Below are 24195 nucleotides of genomic sequence, written 5' to 3' on the forward strand. Positions count from 1 at the left end.
CTCATACAAATACGGCTGGAGCAGAGAGTCTGACCCAGCCGAATACCAATTAAACAGTCGTGTATGTCGTACCGGACTTAATTAGCCAAGGTTATTCAACCTTCACACCATCAAAGCGTATTGAACCTAGTGGACTAATTTTATAATCGACAACGTTTGGTGCCGTGAATACGGTTACCACCGAATGTGCCATCGTTGTCCAAGGCAGTTGCTCTTTGAATATCTGCTGAGCTTGTACATAATCACTGACGCGATCATCTTGATTGGTAATTTGACGGGCATTGGTCACTAAACTGTCAAAGTCCTTATTACACCAGCGCGAGTAGTTGTTACCACCGACCGCATCACAAGATAATAGGGTACCAAGCCAGTTATCTGGGTCCCCATTATCACCGGTCCAACCAGCTAGAATAACATCGTGCTCGCCTTTAGCGGCGCGATTTAGATACTCGCCCCACTCGTAAGTGACCAGCTTGGCATTAACACCAATCTTCGCCCAATCTGCTTGTAGCATTTCCGCCATGAGTTTGGCATTTGGATTGTAAGGGCGCTGAACGGGCATATACCAGAGATTGATGGCAAGCTTATCTGCGCCTGCTTCTTTCATAAGGGACTTGGCTTTTTCGACGTCATAAGGCGCGTCTTTGATCGATTTATCATAACCCCATTGTGTTGGTGGCATAGGGTTGGTGGCTTTAAGCCCTTCGCTTTGATAAACGGCGTTAATAATAGCGTCTTTATTGATGGCCATATCTAATGCTTGACGAACTTTAAGGTCGCTAAGCTTTGGTTTTTCTACGTTGTAGCCGACATAACCGACGTTAAAGCCGGGTTGATCAAGGACGGTGGCCTTACCGGATTTTTTAACAGAGTCAATCTCGGCAGGTTTTGGATAAGCGGACACATGACATTCGCCAGCTTGCACTTTCTGCGCGCGAACCGCCGAGTCTTTGGTGATGACAAACACTAGATTGTCGATATGAATATCGTCTTTGTTCCAATAATCTGGATTTTTGGTATAACGAATTTGCGCATCTTTTTGATAGGAAGTAAAGACGAAAGGTCCGGTACCAACAGGTTTGGTATTAATGTCAGCCGCATTACCAGCAGCCATTAACTTGTCTGCATATTCAGCAGAATCGATGTAAGCAAAGGCCATCGCTAGGTTTTGTAAAAACGGCGCGTTGGTCTCGCTGAGAGTGATTTTCACGGTATTGTCATCGACCTTTTCGATAGTAGAGATCAGATCAGGCAGCCCCATGCCGACAGAATACGGGAACTCAGCAGGATAGGCTTTATTAAATTCAAAATCAGGATTGGTGATACGTTCTAGCGTAAAGACCACGTCGTCCGCGTTAAAATCGCGGGTTGGGGTAAAGTAATCGGTTTTACCGAATTTGACGCCTTTGCGCAGATTAAAGGTATAAGTCTTGCCATCTTCACTAATATCCTGGCTTTCGGCTAAGGCTGGCTGAATCTCAGTGCCATCTCTTTTGAATTCCACCAAGCCATTATAGATAGGATAGGCGCTCGCATCAAAATCAGTACCTGCGGTGTACTGTGCGGGATCAAAGCCAGCAGGGCTGCCTTCTGAACAATAAAGTAGGGTTTTCGCGGCTTTAGCGTCTGAGCTGGCAGCAGAGTCATCTGTAGTTTTGTTGTCGCCGCTACAGGCGCTGATACCTAAGATAACCGTCGCCAATAAGGTCAATTTGAAGAGTGATTTTTGCATTATTACATCCTATGTAATTATAAATATTCGCCAATATATTTATAGAGTCATTTTTGACCCATAAATGTACTTGACGTGCTTTTAATTCCCTTTAAAGCAATTGCTTATATCGTTTTTTTGTATACAAGATAAAAAATTCAACAGACCTTAACCTTGATTCAAGTTTGCAAAAAATACTGATATAAATAAGTCGTTTAAATATACTCTTTTAAACAGTGGTAACGCAAGCCATCTCTAAGATAATTTTGATAGAAAATGTACCGTTTTAATATCTTTATTTCCGAATGTATTAGGGCTTGTCCTTATTTTTAAAATGAGGACAAGCCCTAATACCCTAATACCCTAATAGCCAGTGAATTTAGCAATCTAACGCAGCTTGTCGATTTTTTAGATATTCTAAAGCCAGAAAATAGATTGCTAATATAGAATGGCCTAAATAAGTCCTAAAGATAGCGACGAAAAAATATGAGCCACATTCTTATACCATCAGCTTATTCTCGCTTTATTGAATATGAAGTTTTTAGTAGATAAGATTTTTAAAAAAGAGCACCCGTAATAAGGTGCTCATCCTTCTTCTGTCTCTTATGAAACAGCTTGCTCAACGTTTTCATGTTTGGCTTTGATAAGATCGGCCATTTTTTCAGCAATCATAATCGTTGGTGCATTGGTATTGGCGCTAATCAACGTTGGCATGACCGACGCATCAATCACGCGTAATCCGCTGACGCCGCGCACTTTTAATTCTAAATCGACTACGGAGTTATTATCTGACCCCATGCGGCAAGTGCCCACCGGATGGTAAATGGTATCTGACTTATTGCGAATATAGCCAAGCATGCCATCTTTTTCGATATAGGGGGCAGGGTAGTCTTCGGTAATATATTCGGCCATTGGAGATTCTTGCATGATGGCGCGCGTACGCTCAGCGCCTGCTACCATGTACTCTACATCTTTAGGGTGTGATAGATAGTTTGGATCAATCAATACCGCATCTGAGGGATTGGCAGAGTCCAGCCTGACCGTACCGCGACTCTCAGGACGTAGGTAGCAGGTGTGACAAGAGACAGCGAAGCCACGTTTGATATCACGGCCATGGTTAATCACGCGCGAGATCACAAAGTGCAATTGGGTATTTGGCCATTCTTTTGGATCATCACCGACGCTAAAAAACGCGCCCGCTTCTGCATAGTTAGTAGACAATAGGCCAGTGCCATCCTTTCTCCATTGGCGTATGCTCTTGGTTAAGGTCGAAATAGTCGCCAAGCCAACCCCAATGACATCTTTGGTATTCACTTCATAATCAAAAACTACATCCAGATGATCTTGTAGATTGCCACCGACTTCAGGGGCATCGACCACGACCTCAATACCGTGCGCCTGCAAATGCTCAGCAGGACCAATGCCTGATAACATTAAGACTTTAGGGGAGCCAAAAGCACCGCCTGATAGTATGACCTCTTGGTGTGCCATCACGCGATGCTCGACACCGTCTTTTTCGTAAGCCACGCCAACAGCTTGATGGTTTTCAATAATGACACGGTTGGCTTGCGCATGGGTAATGACGGTCAAATTCGAACGATTTTGAACGGGATGTAGATAGGCGGCTGCGGCAGAGCAGCGTTGCCCTTGCTTTTCTCCATGGAAGTGGGTGACTTGATACAATCCTGCGCCGTCTTGCTTTTCACCATTAAAATCTGAGTTGTGATCAAGACCATTGGCAACGGCCGCTTCTACAAATGCTTTGGAGATATCGCGCGGACTGAGTAAGTCACTAACATGCAGCGGTCCGCTGTCACCGTGTAGTTTATCGGCACCGTGTACATTGTTTTCTGCTTTGATAAAGTAGGGCAGTACATCTTCAAACCCCCAACCTTTACAACCTTGCTCAACCCAGCGTTCATAGTCTAGCGCACTACCACGGGTGTAAATCATAGCATTGATGGCCGATGAGCCACCCAAACATTGTCCACGTGGTTGGAAGCCGCGTCGATCGTTTAAATGCGTTTGAGGAGTGGTGTGAAAACACCAGTTATTTAATTTGAGAGGTTTACCTGGTACCAAAAGAATTAAGCCAGCAGGTACGCGTACCGCGAGGTCTTTACCATCGCCGCCATATTCTAATAAACAAACACTAATGTCTGGGTTTTCTGTGAGACGGCTGGCAAGTACACAGCCTGCTGAACCGCCACCAACGATGACATAATCAAATTTTGCGTCGACTTCCATGTTCTATTCCTTGTAGCATCCATGCTAATCAAAACGAGCTTTTCAAAGTAAGCTACTCTTTACAATATCTATTATTTTGCCAGAATAATAAAATAAAAATGACTAGAGCGTGTAGATAGAGAAAATAGACTATCTATAGGAGCCTATTGATAGGTTTTTTGAGGATATTTAGCAGTATTTATCACCATTTCGAAATAAGGGTACGCTCTAACAGCCATTTATATTGAGCAAATTTCTGAACGTACAATAAAGCGTTTGCCTTCAGGAATTTCTAGCGAAAAGCTGGCGCCACGCCCGTCAACCACATCAATGGTCAAATCCGTATTTTGCCATAATTTGTACTGCGCTTTGCCCATATAGAATGGACAGCCAGCAATCTCACCGACCAATACATCTTGGCCGCCTACCTTAAACTCACCTAGCGGATAACACATGGGGGAGCTACCATCACAGCAGCCACCAGATTGATGAAACATCAGCTCACCGTGCTTGGATTTCAGTAGTTCGATTAAGTCTATGCAGGACTCTGTCGCTTTGACTTTCATGATGATTTCCTTATCATATAGAATGTAATTGTAGAAAACGTCTCATTAGCTATGAGCGTCTTATTAAGTATAAGTGTCATACTGGATGAGAATATAAAAAGCCGTATCGTTTTCACTCACATCATTTATAGCATGTGAATGAAGACGATACGACTGATGGTTTGTGATTAAATGTGTGAAGCATTAAGACAATGTCAGAATCTCACAAGCAATATAGTCAATCCTCTATAAAAGAGTTACAGCGTTAACCTCACTTGAGGTATCACATATACATCTGCGCTCGGTTGCCTTGACTCTCTTTTAAACTGAATCAACTATAACTACATACTGTAGTCAATCACAATGCGACCTTCGATTTTGCCGTTACGCATACGTTCAAATATATCGTTGATGTTTTCCAACGGCTCAGCGCTAACAGTGGCTTTTACTTTACCTGCTGCTGCCATGTCCAACGACTCTTGTAAGTCGAGACGCGTACCGACGATAGAGCCGCGAATGGTAATACCGTTGAGCACCGTATCAAAGATAGAAACAGGGAAGTCACCAGTTGGTAAGCCGTTAAAGACCACCGTGCCACCACGTCTGACCATGCTCAACGCTTGATCGAACGCGATAGCAGATACGGCTGTTACTAACACGCCATGAGCACCGCCAATTTCTTCTTTTAAGTAAGTACCAGGATCTGTATTTTTAGCATTGACGGTAATGGTCGCGCCTAGTTTTTTGGCAAATGCGAGCTTTTCGTCATCGATATCGACTGCCGCAACGTTGAGTCCCATCGCAATGGCGTATTGTACGGCCATATGACCGAGACCACCGATACCAGAAATAACAACCCAATCACCAGGCTTGGTGTCGGTCATTTTAAGACCTTTGTACACGGTGACGCCTGCACATAAAACGGGTGCAATTTCAATCGAGTCAACACTTTCAGGGATGATACCGACATAGTTGGCATTGGCCAGTACGTATTCTGAAAAGCTGCCATTGACTGAATAGCCTGCGTTTTGTTGACGCTCGCACAAGGTTTCCCAGCCACCTAAACAATGGGTACAGTGACCACAAGCAGAGTAGAGCCAAGGTACACCAACACGGTCACCTTCTTTTACATGGGTAACACCTTCACCAACGGCAGTAATCAGGCCAACGCCTTCATGTCCAGGGATAAATGGTGGGCTAGGTTTTACAGGCCAATCGCCTTCAATGGCATGCAAGTCAGTATGACAGACACCAGATGCTTGCATCTTGACGACAATCTCACCAGCGCCTGGCGTTGGAATATCAACTTCTTCGATCTGTAATGGTTGGTTAAACTCATGTAATACGGCGGCTTTCATTTTATTACTCATATAATTCTTCCTTGTTAGAGTTGTTGCATAAAAATAATCTGTGAATATACCTAACACACTTTGCAACCTCGATTGCAAAGTGCTTCGAACGTTGGCTTAAAAGAACCCCATTTTTTTAGGATCGTAAGACACCAGCATATTTTTGGTTTGTTGATAATGATCCAGCATCATCAAATGGTTCTCACGGCCGATACCAGACTGTTTATAACCACCGAATGCAGAATGCGATGGATAGATGTGATAGCAGTTGGTCCATACGCGACCAGCTTGGATGCCACGTCCGAAACGATAGGCCTTATGTACACTACGTGTCCAGATGCCAGCGCCTAGACCATATAATGTATCATTGGCAATGCTCATGGCTTCTTCGTCGTCTTTAAAGGTTGTGACGGCGAGTACAGGTCCAAAGATTTCTTCTTGGAACACGCGCATGTCATTGGTACCCTCAAAGATAGTCGGCTGCACATAGTAGCCATCTCCCAAATCTCCCTCATGTTTGGCTCGTTCGCCGCCAACCAATACTTTGGCGCCTTCTTTTTTACCAATATCAAGATAAGAGAGGATTTTCTCTAACTGATCTGAGCTGGCTTGCGCACCAATCATGGTATCGGTATCAAGTGGGTTGCCCATTTTGATGGCTTTAACGCGGGCGATACAGCGTTTCATAAATTCATCATAGATGCTCTCATGTACCAATGCGCGTGAAGGGCAAGTACAGACCTCACCTTGGTTGAGCGCAAACATGACCAAGCCTTCTACCGCTTTGTCCAAGAAATCGTCGTCTTCATCCATGATATCGGCAAAGAAAATATTTGGACTCTTACCACCAAGCTCTAGCGTTACTGGAATGATGTTTTCACTAGCGTACTGCATGATGAGACGACCAGTGGTGGTCTCGCCAGTGAAAGCCACTTTATTAATACGTGGGTTAGATGCTAGAGGCTTACCAGCTTCAACACCGAAACCATTGACGACGTTAAGTACGCCTTTTGGTAATATATCAGCGATACCGATGGTTTCTAGCATGAATAAAATAGAAGCTGGCGTTTGCTCAGCAGGTTTGAGTACAACGCAGTTACCAGCAGCAAGGGCAGGGGCAAGTTTCCAAACTGCCATTAGGATAGGAAAGTTCCAAGGAATGATTTGACCGACGACGCCAAGTGGCTCATGGAAGTGATAGGCGACGGTGTCTTCATCGATTTGGCTGATACCACCTTCTTGGGCGCGAATGGCACTGGCAAAATAGCGAAAGTGATCGACAGCTAGTGGAATGTCGGCAGCCAAGGTTTCGCGTACGGGCTTACCGTTTTCATAGCATTCAGCAATAGCGATAGCCTCTAAATTAGCTTCCATCTTATCAGCGATTTTTAACAATAGATTAGCGCGTTCAGTGACACTGGTTTTGCCCCATGCGTCTTTGGCAGCATGAGCGGCATCAAGGGCTTTTTCAATATCAGCTTCTTTTGAGCGTGCGACCTGACAAAAAACTTTACCATCGATTGGGCTTGAGTTATCAAAGTATTCACCATCGACTGGCGCGACCCACTCACCATTGATAAAGTTGTCATATTTTTTGCGGAATTGAACGGGGCTTTTTTCAGTATTGGGATAGGCGTATAACATGAACGATTCCTTGTTGTGTACTATGGTTATATGGATAAACATACCTGGCCTTCCTGACCAAGTTATGACTCTATCGTACTGAGCTTTGGCTTTGAGCGATAATGACTTTTTATAATGATATACTTCGTATCATATAACTTTAGGTTATGTAAGCTTGACGGGTTAAAGTGGTTCGCAAAACTGGCGTAGCTGTTATAATTGTGGATAGCTTTTCCCTCATAACCTGTTCTTAAGCTCTTTTCTTATTACTATTAACTAAATTGGTTTAGATATATGCGTCAATCTTCTGCTCTTGATATCTTAAAAACGGGTCAAAATGTATTTTTGACGGGCTCAGCAGGTTCAGGTAAGACTTATACTCTCAATCAATATATTGACTATTTGCGCGCGCGCCGTGTCCCTGTGGCTGTGACCGCGAGTACGGGGATTGCCGCCACACATATGAATGGCACGACCATTCATAGTTGGTCGGGCATCGGCATTAAGGATGAGCTCACTGATCGTGATTTAAGCAATCTATCGCGCAAACAGTTCTTAGCGGATAGACTAAAAGATACTGCTGTCCTAATTATCGACGAGATATCGATGTTGCATGCCAAGCAGCTCAATTTGGTCAGCCAAGTACTTAAGCATGTGCGTAAAAATGATAAAGCGTTTGGTGGTATTCAGGTTGTTGTTGCTGGGGACTTCTTCCAGCTGCCACCGATTGGCAGCAAGGGTGAAACCAACCGTGAAAAATTTGCCTTTATGTCTGAAGCTTGGCTCGATGCTAAGTTTCATATTTGCTATCTGTCTGAGCAGCATCGGCAAGTCAGTGAGGCGGCTAATGGCGGTCTTGATTTGGATGATATTCTCAATCAAATTCGCAGGCAAGAAGTGACCTTTGAAGCGATTGCAGCTTTAGAGGCGACCTTTGATCAAAACGTCGATATCAAACGTACCCGTTTGTATACCCATAATCTCAACGTCAATAGTATCAATGATAAAGAACTTGCCGCATTAGATGGCGAGATGATGCGTTTTACCGCAACCTCTACGGGTGATAGTAAACTGGTTGAGACTCTGAAAAAGACCGTCCGTACCCAAGATGATTTGGTATTAAAAGTCGGTGCCAAGGTAATGTTTATTAAAAACAATACCGAGCTAGGAGTCTCTAATGGCACGATGGGCGAGCTGATTGGTTTTGCTGCGGTAAAAATTAATGATGATAAAGATAATAGTGATGATTTGATAGAAGACGATAGTGAAAGCACTGAAAATGATGCTGATAAGAATATAAAAGGCAAAGGTAAAAAGACTACCAAAGACAAAGATAAACCAAAAGTTAAAAAGCCAAGCACGCAAAAAATGCCTGTGGTTCGGCTAAATTCTGGTCGTGAAGTCATTGCTGAGCCGGAAGAATGGATTATCGAAGATGAGACTGGTGACGTGCTGGCAAGCTATGAGCAAGTACCATTATGCTTAGCTTGGGCGATTACCATTCATAAATCGCAAGGTATGACCCTTGATGCGGCGGAGATTGACTTGTCGCGCACCTTTGAGCTTGGCCAAGGTTATGTGGCATTATCACGATTAAAATCGCTGGCAGGGCTGCAACTGCTCGGTATGAATGACATGAGTTTGCAACTTGATCCGCTCGCACGCGGCGCGGACAAACGCTTTTTAGTATTGTCTGATGAGGCTGATGCCAATTACGCCATGCTCGATGAAGAGAGCATGACGCAGGCACATGAGAAGTTTATTTTAAAATCGGGCGGTACGCTAAGTAAGTCAGTGATTGATGCTTATGCCAATTTGCAGAAGAAGCGCCGCGAGCAACAGCAAGCGCAAATAGATAAAAAACAGAAGCTGGGCAATCAAATCTCTGATAAGTCAGAAAGCACCTTGCTAGCGACCCGAATCTTATTAGAAGAGAGTTTGTCAATTGCGGAAATCTCGCAAGCGCGTCAGTTGTCGCAATCGACCATTATGCGCCATATCGGTGAGTTAAAATCTCAAGACCCAAGCCTCGCCTGTGATCATCTGCGTCCCGATGCCGAGGTGATGACAGCGGTAGGTAATGCTTATGTGGCGATTAAAGTCGCTAATAATCCGAACGACTTTAATGATGATGGCAGTATCAAACTGCGTCCAATATTTGACCATCTTAAGCAGAGTATTGATTACAATACCATTCGTCTAGCTTTGATCTTTATCACGCCTTAGTGCTTGCTTAACAGTGCTTGCTAAACGTACCAGAGCTTTTAGCCAACCATAAAAGCGCTGCTTAAACGGCAGATTTTATAGCTTGTTGGTTTGGTTTCATAGTCGCGCCCTTTTATATACCCTTATTATAGCGATGCCTTTTTATGCCTGATTTTTCTAGCGCTACTTATCAATTAACTTCTGATCCTGCTGTAGCAGCGACGTTTTATGCCACCAGTGAGCATACGCAGCCACTTAGAGTCGCTATTAACGGCTTTGGTCGTATAGGGCGTAATATATTGCGTGCATTGCTAGAGCGCTTTGAAGTGTTGGGTCGAGCCATTCATGTGGTCGCGATTAATGACTTAGCCGCCGCCGATATTTTATTGCATTTATTAAAATTTGACAGTACCCATGGTCGTTTAAGTCGACTGGGCGTTAGTGCTGAAATTGTAGCTGGAACTGGGGCAGTTGATGATAATAGTAAAAGTCAGCTTTGCCTGACAAAAAACAATCATACCTATTGTATTAACATGCTCTCAGAACCTGATCCAAAAAAGCTACCTTGGCAGGAACTGGGGGTTGATATCGTGCTTGAGTGTACGGGTCATTTTCGCTCTTACGCCCAAGCGCAATTGCACATCGAAGCTGGCGCCAAGCAAGTCATTATCAGTGCTGCACCCTTTGATGATGTCGATGCTTGTATCGTCATGGGCGTTAATACCGAGGAGCTCACGCGTGAGCTGCCGATTATATCGAGCGTCTCTTGTACCACGCAGGCGTTGGTGCCGCTGATTGATACCCTTGATAAAGTGTTTGGCGTCAAGTCAGCGATGATGACTGAGATCCATGCGGTCACAGCTGACCAGACGGTGCTGGATCAAGCCCATCGCGATCCAAGGCGCGCGCGTGCGTCCGGTCATAATATTATCCCAACTACTTCTAGTAGTATCGCTGCGACAGAACGGGTGTTGCCAGCGATGGTTGGTAAAATAAATGGACATTCAATCAGAGTGCCGACCATCGATGTTGCCGCTATTGATGTCACCTTTGTCTTTGATACTCCAGATGTCAGTATAGAAGAGATTCGTGATGTGCTTAAAACGGCTAGCATAGGTTGCTTACTCGATATCATGGCCTATACCGATGAGCCATTGGTCTCAAGTGACTTTATTCATCAAACGGAGTCACTGATTATTGATGGGCAACAGCTTATGCACGTAGGCGACCAGTATAAAGTTTTTGCGTGGTATGATAACGAATGGGGCTATGCCAACAGGTTGCTTGATATGTGCTTACATTTAGCTTCGAGCAAATAAAACGGCTTCAAGTGAATAGGTTAAGCTGAAAAGCTGATTAAAGAGTTGCGAGCAAACGGTAAGTCATTGATTTAAAACCATCGGCAAATTAATTTCATTTTTTTAATATGAATCGCTTGCATTATGAGATGATATCTATATAATGATGCACCAATGGAGACGTGGCAGAGCGGTTGAATGCACCGGTCTTGAAAACCGACAAGGGTTCATAGCCCTTCGAGAGTTCGAATCTCTCCGTCTCCGCCAAATTCGAAAAAAGCCCCAATCAGTAATTGATTGGGGCTTTTTTTATAGATGTTTTTTAGCAGCTTGAATGAGTTCATTTACTTCATTAATGACTCATCAAATTCAACTCGTTGTCCGTCTTCTAAAACTAGCATGCCTTTGCTAATATTTATCGTCACGTCGTGGGCGTTTCTGATAGCGCGCATGACGTTGATGTCCTCAATACTACTCTCGATAATTATCTTGCCAGATTGTTCAGGCTTTATAGCTGGCTCGAATTGTGTGAGCGGTATGTTGAAGCGTTTACCTTTTTCCAGTTTTGCATCTTGCATGGTCAATGTGCCTTTGAAACTTTGAATAGCAACCTTGCCATGATTTGAGAGCATAAATTGTAGTTTTACTTGGTTTAAGCTGTCGCTATCACTGGTTTTGACAGGTAATAGGGCAACCGGATAGTTCTGTGCATTGGCTGATGCAGCTTGCTGACTTTTAATAATAGGACTTTTTTTACCAGTTGGATTATTGGGATGTAAGCGCTCGTATTCACGTTGTTGTATCAGCGCTTGCTTGATAGTAATACGCGGCATAGCACCTGATTCATAAGCGCCGCTCAACTTCATACGTAGCATATAGCGGCTCAGCAGTTGTTGGTCGGACTTTGGTAGCTCCTCAAAAGTCGCTCCAAGTTTCTTTTGCCATTGGTCAGAGTTGGTCGGAATGGTTTTTTTACTGGGATCCGCTTGCGGCGCTGAGCACCCAGCGAGTGGCAATGTTAAAGACAGTGTTAAAGGCAGTGCTAATAGCCAAGTGCATAAAAAGGCTTTGCTGAAATACTGATGTAACCCACTCATTGTGTACCTCCTTGTCGGCCATAATGAATAACAATGAATAATGACTATTATTAATATACCTCGTTTAATTGTCTTTTGTGTTGAATTATGGCTAATGACTGTATTCAAATTCACAGACAGAAAAATAGGGATTTATCAAAGCCAAAAAAAGACTGAGCGCTATTAAGCAGACTCAGTCTTTTTTTGGAAATCAGTAAACTTTAACGGTTAAGAGTCACGCGCTTAGTCGTCGTTTTGCAGCTCAGACAATGGGTGAGTGATATTGTTATTATGGGTTACCACAATGGCTTCATCGATGATGCGTTGACTGACACCGCGCTTACGCAAGGTCTCGATAAATACTTCGTCATGCGCTAAGGTATAATCTTGATGGTCACGGTCTAGACCTTGACGAATATATAGACGAATCAGTCCTTGGATACGTTTAAATCCCAACTCCGATGAGGTCGCTTCTAACAGCTCAATCATTTCTTCAGACAAGCGAATACTGACCGGACGCATGATTTTTTGCGGATGATCAGAAAACTTATTTTTTATACGTACAGGTATCATAATAAACCATTACTTTTAGTGAGTAGGAGTAAAGCACTCAGACGAAAACTGACTCAATCAAACTATCCTTACCATACAACAAAAACGCCTAAAAGAACACCACGGCAGTGCTAATATTATTACCATAAAACGGGCAACATAAAAAAACCTTCATCAAATAATGATGAAGGTTTTTAGTATATGGCTCTCCAACCTGGGCTCGAACCAGGGACACACGGATTAACAGTCCGTTGCTCTACCAACTGAGCTATTGGAGAATAAGCGGTCATAACGACAAGTTCAACAAACATGATGCTAAAAAGCATTGCTTGTTTGCGTTAAGAGGAGCACATTTTAGCCAAGTAGTTATAGGCTGTCAACCTTATTACGCCATTAATTATAAATATTGTCGTAATCTGTCAAAAATAACCGGTAATCCCTGATAAAACGAACTGCTTTGGCACATTTTGACCTTTACAATTTTTATTTATTAGCTAGGGCGTGTCTTCAATTCGCTCAATAGTCATGCTAAATGAGCTAAAAATAGCTGAAATCCTTATCTATGCAGAATGACTATAAAATCATAATTGCAATTTAATCAGATAAATCGTGTAGATTTTCGACTTAGTATTTTGAATAATAAGACAATCGTTTGTATGCAATGAAACAAAATAGCATAAACCAGCCCTTCACATTGCTAAATTATTTCTATACAATACCGACCGTATGGTTTCTTTAATGCATACTCAAACTATTTATGCAGACTAACTTATGCTTAATCGAGAAGATATGCATGATTTGAAGCAGGTATCTTAACTATGAGTCCTACCACTATTGCTTACGGCTACCTAGCCATTGCTATCATTTGTGAAGTGATTGGCACGACATTTTTAGTAAAGTCAGAGCAGTTTACGCGTTTGGTGCCGACCCTGATTATGGGCGTGCTTTATGCTATCTCGTTTTACTTGTTGACCCAAACTCTCAAAATCATTCCGCTTGGTATCGCTTATGCGCTGTGGGGCGGATTGGGCATTGTTTTGACCTCGCTCGTGGGCTTGCTGTTTTTTAAGCAAAATCTCGATACCGCAGCGGTGGTAGGCATTGCGATGATTGTCGGCGGTGTCATTGTAATGAACTTACTGTCTAACTCTGTGGTGCACTGACAGGTAGGTGAAAACAAACATGGAAATAAAGATGGAAACAGAAAACCCTTATAAACGTAAAAAACAGCCAGAAATGGTGCGCCGTGCACTGCTAGATCAAGCGGCACGAATCACGTTAGAGCAGGGGCTGTCTAAAGTGACCTTTCAAGCCGTTGCTGATGCAGTCGGGGTGACCAAAGGTGGCGTGATGCATCACTTTGCTACTAAGAATGCGCTCATTCTTGAAGTGTTTCATGATGCGATGGCGAAGTTTGAGGCAGAAGTCAATCAAGCTATGGCGCAAGACCCTGTGCGTTATGGTTCTTTCACCCGCGCTTATATCGATGCCACGATTAGCTTGGGCGAAAAAGGGCAGGAAGAGTTTGATAATCAAGCCACTTTGTATGTATTGATGCTGGGTGATAGCGAGCTGCGTGAGTTGTGGGCTGCGTGGTCGAATGAGCAATTGGAAAAGCATAAAGCAACCGATAATACTGAAACGCTATGTATGGTGCGTTTGGTCGCTGATGGTATTTGGCTTTCTGATTTTTCAGGAATTAATATATCGGACAAAAAATCATTACGCGCGCGTTTGATAAAGATGACGCAACCTGAGAATGATTAAAACATAGCTCTCAAATAACTCATTAAAAAAACCTTAAGAAAGAACCACGTAAATTTTATTTTTTAAAACTTAAACAATGACGAAATTATTTGGTATAAGCGCTTTTTATAAAGCTTTTGCCAGTCGTCGACAGGAGAACTCATGACAGATTCAAAGACAAACCCAAATCCGAACCCAAATCTAAGTAACTTAACAGACATTATCGATTTAGAACAAGTACAAACCGCTTATATTAACGGTCGCTATCTGGCTGTCGATGAAACGCTGACTACTTTTGAAGATATTAATCCAGCGACGGGTGAAGTGCTCGCCACTATTCAGCAAACGACCGATGAGCAGATAGACGAAGCGGTAAAAGCGGCGCAAAAAGGTCAAAAAGTTTGGGCAGCGATGACGGCAGTTGAGCGTAGTCGTATTTTGTTAAATGCAGTAGCCATACTACGCGAACGCAACGATGTGCTGGCGTTACTTGAGACCAAAGACACGGGTAAAGCTTACTCTGAGACCAAGTATGTCGATATCGTCACTGGTGCTGATGTCGTTGAGTACTATGCAGGGCTCGCGCCAATGATTGAAGGTCGTCAGATTCCGCTGCGTGATAGCAGCTTTGTCTATACCCGTCAGGAACCACTCGGCGTGGTAGCCGGAATTGGCGCATGGAACTATCCTATCCAAATCGCTATGTGGAAGGCGGGTCCTGCGTTGGCCGCAGGTAATGCGATGATTTTTAAACCATCAGAAGTCACGCCATTAACCGCCTTAAAACTGGCAGAAATATTTACCGAAGCGGGTTTGCCAGATGGCGTCTTTAACGTCGTGCAGGGTAATTACGAAGTTGGCGAAGCATTAACCCAGCATCCTGATATTGCCAAAGTATCGTTTACTGGCGGTGTGCCGACTGGTAAAAAAGTCATGTCGAGTGCAGCATCATCGTCTCTTAAAGACGTGACCTTAGAGCTTGGTGGTAAGTCGCCATTAATCATATTTGAAGATGCCGATATCGATACCGCTGCTGACATTGCGATGATGGCGAACTTCTATAGCAGTGGTCAGGTCTGTACCAATGGCACGCGTGTATTTATTCCTAAAGCGCTACAAGCCAAATTTGAAGAGGCTATTTTAACGCGCGCCAATCGTATCAAATTGGGCGATCCAATGGATGAGAACATCAATATGGGTCCAATGGTCAGCTTTACGCACATGGACAGAGTGCTTGGCTATATCGAGCAAGGTAAAAAGGGTGGCGCGCGTCTATTGACTGGCGGCGAACGTATCACGTCAGGCGAACTTGCCAATGGCGCGTTTGTCGCCCCGACGGTGTTTACCGATTGCAGCGATGATATGACTATTGTACGTGAGGAAATCTTTGGCCCAGTGATGTCGATATTGACTTATGAGACCGAAGAAGAAGTCATTCGCCGTGCCAATGATACCGAGTACGGCTTGGCAGCAGGGGTGGTAACCGCTGATTTGACTCGCGCACATCGAGTGATCGGTCAGATTGAAGCCGGTATTTGCTGGTTAAATACTTGGGGTGAATCACCTGCACAAATGCCAGTTGGCGGTTATAAGCATTCGGGTATTGGCCGTGAGAATGGCATTGAAGCCCTTGAGCACTATACACAGACCAAATCTATTCAAGTAGAGTTGGGCGCGTTTGAGTCTGTATTTTAATAAATTGTATTTTATTAATTCTTATTTTAAACAGACTATATTATGGAGCATTTTATGACAACAACCACACCTGAGTATGACTACATCATTGTTGGCGCAGGCTCAGCAGGAAATGTGCTGGCTACGCGCTTGACGGAAGATGCCAACATTAAGGTGTTGCTGTTAGAAGCTGGTCGTCCAGACCATCGCTTAGATTTTCGCACCCAGATGCCAGCGGCGCTCGCCATGCCGTTGCAAGGGACGACTTATAACTGGGGATACAAAACCGATCCCGAGCCGAATATGAATAATCGCGTGATGGACTGCGGTCGCGGTAAAGGGCTTGGTGGCTCATCGTTGATTAACGGTATGTGCTATATCCGTGGCAATGCGCTCGATTTTGACGATTGGGCGAAAATCAAAGGCTTAGAGGATTGGACCTATTCGGACTGTCTGCCTTACTTTAAAAAGCTAGAAAACTGCGACGCTGGCGAGAATGATTATCATGGCGTCGGTGGTCCGGTTGAGATGACCACTTCAAAGCCAGGAGTCAATCCACTGTTTGAAGCCATGATTGAAGCGGGCGTGCAAGCAGGCTATCCACGTACAGATGATCTAAATGGCTATCAGCAAGAAGGATTTGGGCCAATGGATCGCTTTGTGACACCCAATGGTCGCCGCGCATCAACGGCTCGTGGTTATCTTGACCGTGCCAAACCGCGCAGTAATATCACCATTTTAACGGGCGCATTGACCGATGTGATTCTCTTTGATGGTAAGCGCGCTGTCGGTGTCAAAGTAGAACACCAAGGTCAAACCAAAAAATTCTACGCGTCTCGTGAAGTGATTGTTTCATCGGGCGCGATTGCGTCACCTCAGTTATTACAGCGTTCAGGTATTGGTCCTGGTCAATGGCTTAAAGATTTGGACGTGACTGAGATTTTAGATTTGCCGGGTGTCGGTAATAATCTACAAGACCATTTAGAGCTGTATATGCAGTATGAATGTAAGCTACCGGTCTCAATTGCACCTGCCAATAAATGGTGGAACAAGCCAGCGATTGGTGCGGAATGGCTATTTAATGGCACAGGGCTTGGTGCTTCAAATCAGTTTGAAGGTGGCGGCTTTATCCGTACCGATGAGAAATTTACGCATCCTAATATTCAGTATCATTTCTTGCCGTTAGCAGTGCGTTATGATGGTCGTAGCGCGGTCAAATCACATAGCTTCCAAGCGCATGTCGGTTCATTGCGCTCGCCAAGTCGTGGTCGTGTCAAGCTGACCTCAAAAGACCCAAGCGCGCATCCAAGTATCTTATTTAACTATATGTCTCATGACCAAGACTGGCAAGAGTTCCGCGCGGCGATGCGTATCACGCGTGAGATTATGCATCAGCCAGCGCTTGACCCTTATCGCGGTCGTGCTATTGCGCCGACCGATGATTTGGTGACCGATGCGCAGTTGGATGAGTACGTTCGTAACCACAGTGAGACGGCTTATCATCCTTCTTGTACTTGTCCGATGGGCGAAGACAATGATTCAGTGGTTAATGGTGAAGGGCTGGTACATGGTATCGATGGCCTACGCGTCGTTGATGCATCGATTATGCCAAATATCATCAGCGGCAACCTAAACGCCACCACCATTATGCTGGCAGAAAAAATCGTTGATAAGATGCGCGGTGTGCAGCTGCCACGCTCAACAGCAGACTATTATGTTGCCAATGGCGCGCCGCTCAGAGCGGAGCCGATGCGTAATTACAGTTCTGTTGTCTAAACGACTGTCTAAGCTATTGGACAATGAATAATATAAGACAATTTCAATAAGAAGGCCTTTCATAGTAAAGGTCTTTTTTATCAGCACTACTCTGCTCACGCTTTATTTCTTCTATCTTTATCGGATTATAGCGTGACAGTTATTTCAGTTTGTATTATTGGTTTTTGAGGTTTTGCTAAAGGTAGATTTCATTGCTTAGCAAATTGTTATTGATTGGTACTGCTTTGTGCGTCATGCGGTTATTTATATGTCATGCGGTTATCAGTCATAAGGTTATGACGGACAAAGCAATATCAGACCCTGTTTAATTTACCTATTGAGGTCTTTTATGTACAGCTCGCCATCAGAAGATGCGACGAAATCCCTGACTCTAAATAAGACGGTTTTTTTAGGCTCAGCTATTATTTCTATTTTATTGATAATCTGGACGATCATGTTTCCAGATTATAGCGAGACATTATTAAGCGCTGGCATGGCATGGGTATCGGAGAGTTTTGGCTGGTACTACATGCTGGTGGTAGCCGCTTATAGTATTTTTGCCCTGTTTGTTGGCTTCTCTAAATATGGCGATATCAAGCTTGGGCAAGACCACGAAAAAGCCCAGTTTCCCTTTTTAGCATGGGCAGCAATGCTGTTCTCTGCTGGTATCGGCATTGATTTATTGTTCTTTGGTGCATCTGAGCCGTTGATGCATTATTTGACGCCGCATACAGGGCTTGAGCCTGGTAGTGAGGCGGCCATGCGTGAAGCACTGTCGCAGACCTTTTTACATTGGGGTCTACATGGTTGGGGTATTTATGCCTTAATCGGTATGGCATTGGCGTACTTTGCTTATCGCAAAAACATGCCACTCGCGTTACGTTCACCACTGACGCCTATCTTTGGCGAGCGCTTAATTAAAGGCTGGCTTGGTGATGGTATCGATACCTTTGGTGTGGTTTGTACCTTGATGGGTATTGCGACCAGTTTGGGTATTGGTGTATTGCAAGCCAATGCGGGTTTGACTCATGTGTTTGGGATTGAATCCAGCAAAATGGTTCAAACCTTTATCATCATAGGTGTGGTCGCTGCCGCAGCGATCTCTGCGATGACTGGTGTGGAAAGAGGCGTCCGCCGTTTATCCGAATTTAATATGCTATCGTCGATATTGCTATTAATCGCGATATTGGTGATGGGTAACACGGTATATTTGCTGAATACCTTTACCCAAAATATTGGTCAATACTTCCAAACCATCGTTTTCAAAACCTTTGATGTGTATGCCTATGACGGTACTGCTGGTGCCGATTGGAAATCAGGCTGGACGATATTTTTCTGGGCATGGTGGGTCGCTTGGGCGCCATTTGTAGGTTTGTTTATCGCGCGTATTAGCCGTGGTCGTACCTTGCGTGAGTTTGTGTTTGGCGTGATGTTTATCCCACTTGGTTTCATTTTTGCATGGTTCTCTATCTTTGGTAATTCAGCGATAGATTTGGTCGCCAATGGTGCAACCGAGCTTGGCGAAATCGCTGTTAATGATGCAGCGATGGGTATGTTTGCCTTGTTTGAGTACTTTCCTTACAGCGAAGTGCTATCATTTGCCGGTGTTGTGATTGGGTTAGTATTCTTTGTGACTTCAGCTGACTCAGGCGCTTTAGTATTGGCGAACCTAAGCTCAAGAGGCATGACCAATGATACCGACGCACCAGTTTGGTTACGCTTATTTTGGGCAGCAGCGACCGGTCTTATTACCTTAGGCTTATTGTTTGCTGGTGGTTTTGCCTCATTACAGTCAGTATCTGTGATTGCCGGTTTGCCATTCTCGCTTATTTTAGTCCTTTATATGGTGGCGATGTGGAGATCATTAAAAGAAGAGGGTAATAAGCGCAAAGCCAGTACGATTGGTACGGCTAACGTGCTCGATAGCGGTAAGAGCTGGAAAGCTCGCTTGCAACGTATTGTCAGCTTCCCTAAACATGCACAAGTTGAACGGTTTTTACAAAATGTGGTCAGACCTGCCATGACGGAAGTTGAAAAAGAATTTGCCGCAGGTGGTTTAAAGACGTCTTTGGATATCCGTAACCCTGAACATATCGGGCAAGATATAGATGAGGGTATGGACGAGAGTAGCGGTCAAATAGATGGTCTCAAATTGCGTGTTGGACATGGCGATGAAGATGACTTTATTTATGAAGTTAATTTGATCAAAGCTGAGCGTCCTAACTTCACATTGAGCACCTCAACTAAGAATGCAGAGTACTATTATCGTGCCGAAGTGTTCTTAAGCGAAGGCTCGCAAGAGTATGACTTGGTGGGCTACTCTAAAGAGCAAGTATTGGTCGATATCTTAAATCAGTACGAGCGTCATTTGCAGTATCTACATTTAGAGCGTTAATGGATTCATTGGCAATCGCGTATAAAACTATCTATACGTAGTAGGTTCTAAATAAAAGTATTGTAAGAGATAACCCCATAAGTTGGATTCAACTTATGGGGTTTATTTATGAACCAATGATAGGCAGATAGTAGATATAGGGTAAAATCTAGACAGACAAAATTTGAAGTACCAGCAAAGGATAAATTTGTGACCACACTCAAGTACATCGCTCATTATTCTGAGCAAATTCAAACCCAAGCCGCGTTACTCATTAGTGAAGGTAAACTGGGCGCTTATCTAGCAAAAAAGTATCCTATTCAGCACCAAGTACAAAGCGATAAAGCACTTTATCAGTATATCAATGAGATAAAAAACCAATATATGCGCAAAGTTGGCCCGTTATCGAATGTCAGTTATAGCAGTAAATTAAAAGTCTTAAAACATGCGCTGGGTATTCATACCACTCAGTCTCGCGTACAGGGCAGTAAGCTGAAATCGCATAATAGCATCACCGTGGCGAGCTTATTTCAAGAAGCGCCGCCTGAGTTTTTGCGCATGATTGTTGTGCATGAGTTGGCACATTTTAAAGAGCATGAGCATAACAAAGCGTTTTATCAATTATGCTGCCATATGGAGCCTGAATATCACCAGTTTGAGCTAGATACGCGGCTTTGGTTGCACTGGCGAGAGTTGTAGCCCTAATAACGTTCATAGTAATCTTAATAACAGCCATATAAATATCGTGTCCTTTTCTGTGGCAATCATCTGAGCCGCTAGGGCGTGTCCTCAATTCAATTGATCATATCTAAACGGGCTAAAAATGGCTAAATTTTGCCAAACATCGTTAAATAGCTGGTTAATATCCCGATATTATCTGCGCTATTTTCCTTGTTTGACTGCAATTTATCTCATTTTTATCACCATTTTTAAAATGAGGACACGCCCTAGAATTACGTTATAATCCTAACCAAATAATCTATACCCCAAGTTAATAAAAGGTTGTAAGCAATGATTAATACCAAAATATATAAATCTATTTATAAGTTAGCTGAAGAGTTATTGGAGGCCGACCGTATAGGCAATCAAGCAGCGTTTGATGCGTTTTATGCTGAGCTAAAAGCCATCTGTACTGATAACGAAAACACAGACAAAGATCATCCAGAGCAGTGGGAAACGCTTGCTGACTTTACAGAAGATTTGGACGAAGCACTGGTCCTTTATGACAAAGCACTAACCAAAGCCACGGCGATCAATTCGAAAGATCATCTGTCGTCGATTGCTTTTTCTATGGCGGTGCTACAGCTTGAGACAGGTAACAAAGAAGCGGCTATTCAAAGTCTGCAAAATGCCAAAATCACTGCCAATAAGATTGAAGATAAAGAGTTTAAGGTTGAGATAGACGAGCTGCTGACCAAGTTATTGGCTGAATAATCTTTATTGAGCAGGAATGATTTGTTATGCAAAACCTACCTATTGTGATTGTTGGCGGTGGCTTAAGTGGTCTATATGCGGCATTTTTATTAGAGCAACGAGGCATCGATTATATATTGCTTGAGGCACGTGATAGAGTGGGCGGGCGCATCGCTATTGCGAAATCATCAGTAGATCAGAATGCTAGTAGTCAAAGTGTGGATAATGAAAAATCAAACGATGGCTTCGACTTAGGGCCCTCGTGGTTTTGGCCAGAGTATCAGCCGCAATTAAGTGATTTGATTGAGGCATTAGATTTGACACGTTTCGCTCAGTTCGAAGAAGGCGACATGATGGTTGAGCGTGCTGCCAATGAGTTACCTAGCCGTACTCAAAGCTATCAGAGTTCGCCACCATCTATGCGCCTCGTGGGTGGAATGACGGCTCTAACTGATGCTTTATACGCGCGCTTAGATGCCAAGCGTATCGTAACGCGACAGATAGTAAGGCGCTTAACCAAGACTGATCACTATATCAAAATAGAGAGCGAATGCAGCTCTGAACACATGACAAATGGTCAAATAACTACTTATCGAGCGCAGCATGTGTTGCTTGCGCTACCGCCTCGCTTGGCGGTCAGTAATATCATATTTGAACCTGCTTTACCGCTAGATGTAGCAAATGAATGGCAAGAGACTGCGACGTGGATGGCGCCACATGCCAAATATGTGGCGGTTTATGATTCACCATTTTGGCGGAATCAAGGACTATCGGGTTCAGCGCGCAGTGCAGTAGGACCGCTTACTGAGATTCATGATGCGTCCTTGCTAGAGGGCGATGGGGCATTATTTGGCTTCTTTGGGGTTCCTGCTCATGTTCGCCAAAGCGTCTCTGAAACAGAGCTGAAAGCCCATTGCCGAGCGCAGCTGGTACGTCTATTTGGGGTGCAGGCAGAGACACCAACGGCTGAATATCTAAAAGATTGGGCGCAAGACCCATTGACTGCAATACCTGCTGATGCCAGTGGCACAGATCAGCATGCCGTAGCACCTACTGCCAAGCCAAAAACAGGCATATGGCAAGATGGTATAACGGGCAGCGCAAGTGAATGGTCAGAAGCATTTCCTGGTTATATCGCTGGTGCTATCGACGCAGCAAATAGGGCGGTACAAACTTTGCTTGATGTTATATTGTAGTCTGCAATTATTTGCCAATACATGGCGAAATTGTCTAACCTAGAACGACTAGGCGTCAAAAATTTCACTGCGTATTGTCTAAAAAATAGCCACCGCCACTGCCACATTTGAATGTTCAACAGACCCTAGACACTAAAAAAATAACCCAACCTTATTAAGAAATCGGCCTATAAAAGACCGATTTTTTGGTTAATTATTTGATGAGGTCGTACGGACAATAGTATGTTCAGCATCCTCTAAATCTACATCTAAAACTTAAAAGAACGATTTATCAAAAGTCTGCTTTAAGCTCTTAGGCTCTTGGCGTTTGACATCATTAAGTTTATGACGAGTCTCCGACGCGATCTGATAAGCTTTTAGGCGCGACTGTTGTAGATTACCAATAGGCCGGTTTTCTGCTAAGCAGCGAAACGGTGTAAAGGACAAGTTCTCCATAATCTCAAAATTGCCATCATCTGGCACATCTTGACACGGAATCGTCAATGTTGCGACCGTCACAAAGGGCGCGTCAGACTCTTTCCATTCAGTCGTAATCTCTTCAATGGGTTGCTTTTTCAGGTTACGGCAAAGCTGAATCTGGACGTCAAACTGATAATCATGCTCACGTATCTCTTCGATGATCAATGGACGAATCGCTTCTTGGCTTGCGTTAACATCTAAATCACGGCGAGTTATCTTCTTAGTAGATGCTGCTGTTGGCGTAACTCTGATTTTGGCCATGTAATCACCATGACGTACTACTCCTTGCGAGTGAAAATCGTAAAGTAAGGTGTTTTTAGACTCAATCGTCGTAAAACCGCCGAGCGCTTTAAACGTTTTAAATGATTCTTTGCTTGGTAGTCTTGAGCCGTAATTGGTTAGCCAGTTAAAAGCCAGTTTTGCTTTGCCTCTCGCGCCTTTTTCAGCATACTCCGGTAGCTCTAAAAAAAGCTTAGAGATATAGGCATAATCTTCGATTCTATTACAGAAGAACACCGGATGATTGATCAAGTTAAAATCAAAAGTCGTACTATCTTCTTCACCTGGTGCTAGCTTCTCGCCCGGTACATCAAAAACTTTGATAGCCAGTCCTTGTGCTAACCCTAATTTACGGTCAGGTGAAACGCGTGAGGCGCCATTAGAAAAACGAATCACGGCATCATGAATGCCTGATGTGGCATACAGACCTTGGGCATATTCTTTTGGGATATTATCCAAAATCTCAAACTTAGCTTTGAGTGCGCAATAGCCTTTGGCATGGGCATCGCGGGTATGGTAACCAATATTACTGGCATCGTCGCTCCTAGCGATGTATTTCTTGATATCATCGGTAATCACACGAATGTTCTGCTCATCTTTTGCTGTTAGCTGAATATACTTAGCATCGTAAGGCGTAAATTTGGCTTTAAATAATTTCTTTAACATGGTTTTTCCTATTTATTATAATAGTGGGGGTGTTGAAATGGTTGAACA

General features: G+C 43.8%; 18 protein-coding genes and 2 tRNA genes. 11 read left to right on the forward strand and 9 right to left on the reverse strand.

The annotated features are described in order from the left end of the window. Positions 1-91: 91 nt before the first annotated feature. The 5 genes from AAEY79_RS03245 to AAEY79_RS03265 form a co-directional block, all read right to left on the reverse strand. Positions 92-1732, reverse strand: coding sequence for an ABC transporter substrate-binding protein (locus tag AAEY79_RS03245; RefSeq protein ID WP_352287230.1), 1641 nt, complete (start codon positions 1730-1732; stop codon positions 92-94). Between the two features lie 582 nt (positions 1733-2314). Then, positions 2315-3958: a GMC family oxidoreductase gene (locus AAEY79_RS03250; RefSeq protein WP_201615813.1), complete on the reverse strand. Its 1644-nt coding sequence runs from the start codon at positions 3956-3958 to the stop codon at positions 2315-2317. A gap of 218 nt (positions 3959-4176) precedes the next feature. Further along, positions 4177-4503 carry a DUF779 domain-containing protein gene (locus AAEY79_RS03255; RefSeq protein ID WP_173240507.1) on the reverse strand — a complete coding sequence of 109 codons (327 nt, stop codon included), beginning with the start codon at positions 4501-4503 and terminating at the stop codon, positions 4177-4179. Between the two features lie 320 nt (positions 4504-4823). Continuing rightward, a complete protein-coding gene (gene adhP / locus AAEY79_RS03260; protein WP_173240509.1) occupies positions 4824-5852 on the reverse strand; it encodes an alcohol dehydrogenase AdhP in 1029 nt (342 codons plus the stop codon). A gap of 96 nt (positions 5853-5948) precedes the next feature. Continuing rightward, positions 5949-7475 carry an aldehyde dehydrogenase family protein gene (locus AAEY79_RS03265; RefSeq protein WP_201615811.1) on the reverse strand — a complete coding sequence of 509 codons (1527 nt, stop codon included), beginning with the start codon at positions 7473-7475 and terminating at the stop codon, positions 5949-5951. Positions 7476-7748: 273 nt separating this feature from the next. On the opposite strand from AAEY79_RS03265, the gene AAEY79_RS03270 reads away from it, so the two are divergent. From AAEY79_RS03270 to AAEY79_RS03280, 3 genes are all read left to right on the forward strand, one after another. Further along, the gene (locus AAEY79_RS03270; protein WP_352287235.1) at positions 7749-9680 is read left to right on the forward strand and encodes an AAA family ATPase; all 1932 of its coding nucleotides are present in this window, start codon (positions 7749-7751) and stop codon (positions 9678-9680) included. Between the two features lie 143 nt (positions 9681-9823). Continuing rightward, entirely contained in the window at positions 9824-10978 is a 1155-nt protein-coding gene (locus AAEY79_RS03275; protein ID WP_352287238.1) for a glyceraldehyde 3-phosphate dehydrogenase NAD-binding domain-containing protein, read from the forward strand. Between the two features lie 155 nt (positions 10979-11133). Then, positions 11134-11224: transfer RNA gene (locus AAEY79_RS03280), tRNA-Ser, on the forward strand. Positions 11225-11301: 77 nt separating this feature from the next. Here AAEY79_RS03280 and AAEY79_RS03285 read toward each other — a convergent pair. From AAEY79_RS03285 to AAEY79_RS03295, 3 genes are all read right to left on the reverse strand, one after another. Further along, positions 11302-12054 carry a hypothetical protein gene (locus AAEY79_RS03285; protein ID WP_352287241.1) on the reverse strand — a complete coding sequence of 251 codons (753 nt, stop codon included), beginning with the start codon at positions 12052-12054 and terminating at the stop codon, positions 11302-11304. A gap of 222 nt (positions 12055-12276) precedes the next feature. Beyond that, on the reverse strand, positions 12277-12606 hold the full coding sequence (locus AAEY79_RS03290; RefSeq protein WP_025650606.1) for a hypothetical protein: 330 nt from the start codon (positions 12604-12606) through the stop codon (positions 12277-12279). A 181-nt stretch (positions 12607-12787) separates the two neighbouring features. Beyond that, positions 12788-12863: transfer RNA gene (locus tag AAEY79_RS03295), tRNA-Asn, on the reverse strand. A 540-nt stretch (positions 12864-13403) separates the two neighbouring features. Here AAEY79_RS03295 and AAEY79_RS03300 point away from each other — a divergent pair. The 8 genes from AAEY79_RS03300 to AAEY79_RS03335 all read left to right on the forward strand — a co-directional run bounded on the left by AAEY79_RS03300 (position 13404) and on the right by AAEY79_RS03335 (position 22743). Continuing rightward, on the forward strand, positions 13404-13748 hold the full coding sequence (locus AAEY79_RS03300; RefSeq protein WP_201583348.1) for a multidrug efflux SMR transporter: 345 nt from the start codon (positions 13404-13406) through the stop codon (positions 13746-13748). 19 nt (positions 13749-13767) lie between these two features. After that, complete coding sequence (locus AAEY79_RS03305) at positions 13768-14352, forward strand: TetR/AcrR family transcriptional regulator (RefSeq protein WP_240990809.1); 585 nt, start codon at positions 13768-13770, stop codon at positions 14350-14352. 141 nt (positions 14353-14493) lie between these two features. After that, on the forward strand, positions 14494-16026 hold the full coding sequence (betB, locus tag AAEY79_RS03310) for a betaine-aldehyde dehydrogenase (RefSeq protein WP_227687584.1): 1533 nt from the start codon (positions 14494-14496) through the stop codon (positions 16024-16026). 54 nt (positions 16027-16080) lie between these two features. Continuing rightward, positions 16081-17781, forward strand: coding sequence for a choline dehydrogenase (gene betA, locus AAEY79_RS03315; protein ID WP_101211604.1), 1701 nt, complete (start codon positions 16081-16083; stop codon positions 17779-17781). A gap of 328 nt (positions 17782-18109) precedes the next feature. Further along, entirely contained in the window at positions 18110-20155 is a 2046-nt protein-coding gene (gene betT, locus AAEY79_RS03320) for a choline BCCT transporter BetT (protein WP_352287245.1), read from the forward strand. Positions 20156-20344: 189 nt separating this feature from the next. Continuing rightward, positions 20345-20833, forward strand: a complete 489-nt coding sequence (locus AAEY79_RS03325; protein ID WP_025650600.1) for a M48 family metallopeptidase — start codon at positions 20345-20347, stop codon at positions 20831-20833. Between the two features lie 312 nt (positions 20834-21145). Further along, the gene (locus tag AAEY79_RS03330) at positions 21146-21568 is read left to right on the forward strand and encodes a tetratricopeptide repeat protein (RefSeq protein ID WP_173238980.1); all 423 of its coding nucleotides are present in this window, start codon (positions 21146-21148) and stop codon (positions 21566-21568) included. Between the two features lie 26 nt (positions 21569-21594). Next, positions 21595-22743, forward strand: a complete 1149-nt coding sequence (locus AAEY79_RS03335) for an FAD-dependent oxidoreductase (RefSeq protein WP_025650598.1) — start codon at positions 21595-21597, stop codon at positions 22741-22743. Positions 22744-22998: 255 nt separating this feature from the next. On the opposite strand, the gene AAEY79_RS03340 is transcribed toward AAEY79_RS03335, so the two are convergent. After that, a complete protein-coding gene (locus tag AAEY79_RS03340; protein ID WP_025650597.1) occupies positions 22999-24147 on the reverse strand; it encodes a catalase family protein in 1149 nt (382 codons plus the stop codon). Positions 24148-24195 lie beyond the last annotated feature (48 nt).

The sequence above is a fragment of the Psychrobacter sp. GW64-MNA-CIBAN-0177 genome (assembly GCF_040309585.1).
GTDB lineage: Bacteria > Pseudomonadota > Gammaproteobacteria > Pseudomonadales > Moraxellaceae > Psychrobacter > Psychrobacter okhotskensis.

Bases quoted from the DNA above. Each gene is read 5' to 3' on its own strand.
- AAEY79_RS03305 (WP_240990809.1), top strand. From the start codon at position 13,768: ATGGAAATAAAGATGGAAACAGAAAACCCTTATAAACGTAAAAAACAG.
- AAEY79_RS03335 (WP_025650598.1), top strand. From the start codon at position 21,595: ATGCAAAACCTACCTATTGTGATTGTTGGCGGTGGCTTAAGTGGTCTA.
- AAEY79_RS03250 (WP_201615813.1), bottom strand. From the start codon at position 3,958: ATGGAAGTCGACGCAAAATTTGATTATGTCATCGTTGGTGGCGGTTCA.
- betB (WP_227687584.1), top strand. From the start codon at position 14,494: ATGACAGATTCAAAGACAAACCCAAATCCGAACCCAAATCTAAGTAAC.
- AAEY79_RS03275 (WP_352287238.1), top strand. From the start codon at position 9,824: ATGCCTGATTTTTCTAGCGCTACTTATCAATTAACTTCTGATCCTGCT.
- AAEY79_RS03245 (WP_352287230.1), bottom strand. From the start codon at position 1,732: ATGCAAAAATCACTCTTCAAATTGACCTTATTGGCGACGGTTATCTTA.
- AAEY79_RS03255 (WP_173240507.1), bottom strand. From the start codon at position 4,503: ATGAAAGTCAAAGCGACAGAGTCCTGCATAGACTTAATCGAACTACTG.
- AAEY79_RS03285 (WP_352287241.1), bottom strand. From the start codon at position 12,054: ATGAGTGGGTTACATCAGTATTTCAGCAAAGCCTTTTTATGCACTTGG.
- betA (WP_101211604.1), top strand. From the start codon at position 16,081: ATGACAACAACCACACCTGAGTATGACTACATCATTGTTGGCGCAGGC.
- betT (WP_352287245.1), top strand. From the start codon at position 18,110: ATGTACAGCTCGCCATCAGAAGATGCGACGAAATCCCTGACTCTAAAT.
- AAEY79_RS03270 (WP_352287235.1), top strand. From the start codon at position 7,749: ATGCGTCAATCTTCTGCTCTTGATATCTTAAAAACGGGTCAAAATGTA.
- AAEY79_RS03265 (WP_201615811.1), bottom strand. From the start codon at position 7,475: ATGTTATACGCCTATCCCAATACTGAAAAAAGCCCCGTTCAATTCCGC.
- AAEY79_RS03330 (WP_173238980.1), top strand. From the start codon at position 21,146: ATGATTAATACCAAAATATATAAATCTATTTATAAGTTAGCTGAAGAG.
- AAEY79_RS03340 (WP_025650597.1), bottom strand. From the start codon at position 24,147: ATGTTAAAGAAATTATTTAAAGCCAAATTTACGCCTTACGATGCTAAG.
- AAEY79_RS03300 (WP_201583348.1), top strand. From the start codon at position 13,404: ATGAGTCCTACCACTATTGCTTACGGCTACCTAGCCATTGCTATCATT.
- AAEY79_RS03290 (WP_025650606.1), bottom strand. From the start codon at position 12,606: ATGATACCTGTACGTATAAAAAATAAGTTTTCTGATCATCCGCAAAAA.
- adhP (WP_173240509.1), bottom strand. From the start codon at position 5,852: ATGAGTAATAAAATGAAAGCCGCCGTATTACATGAGTTTAACCAACCA.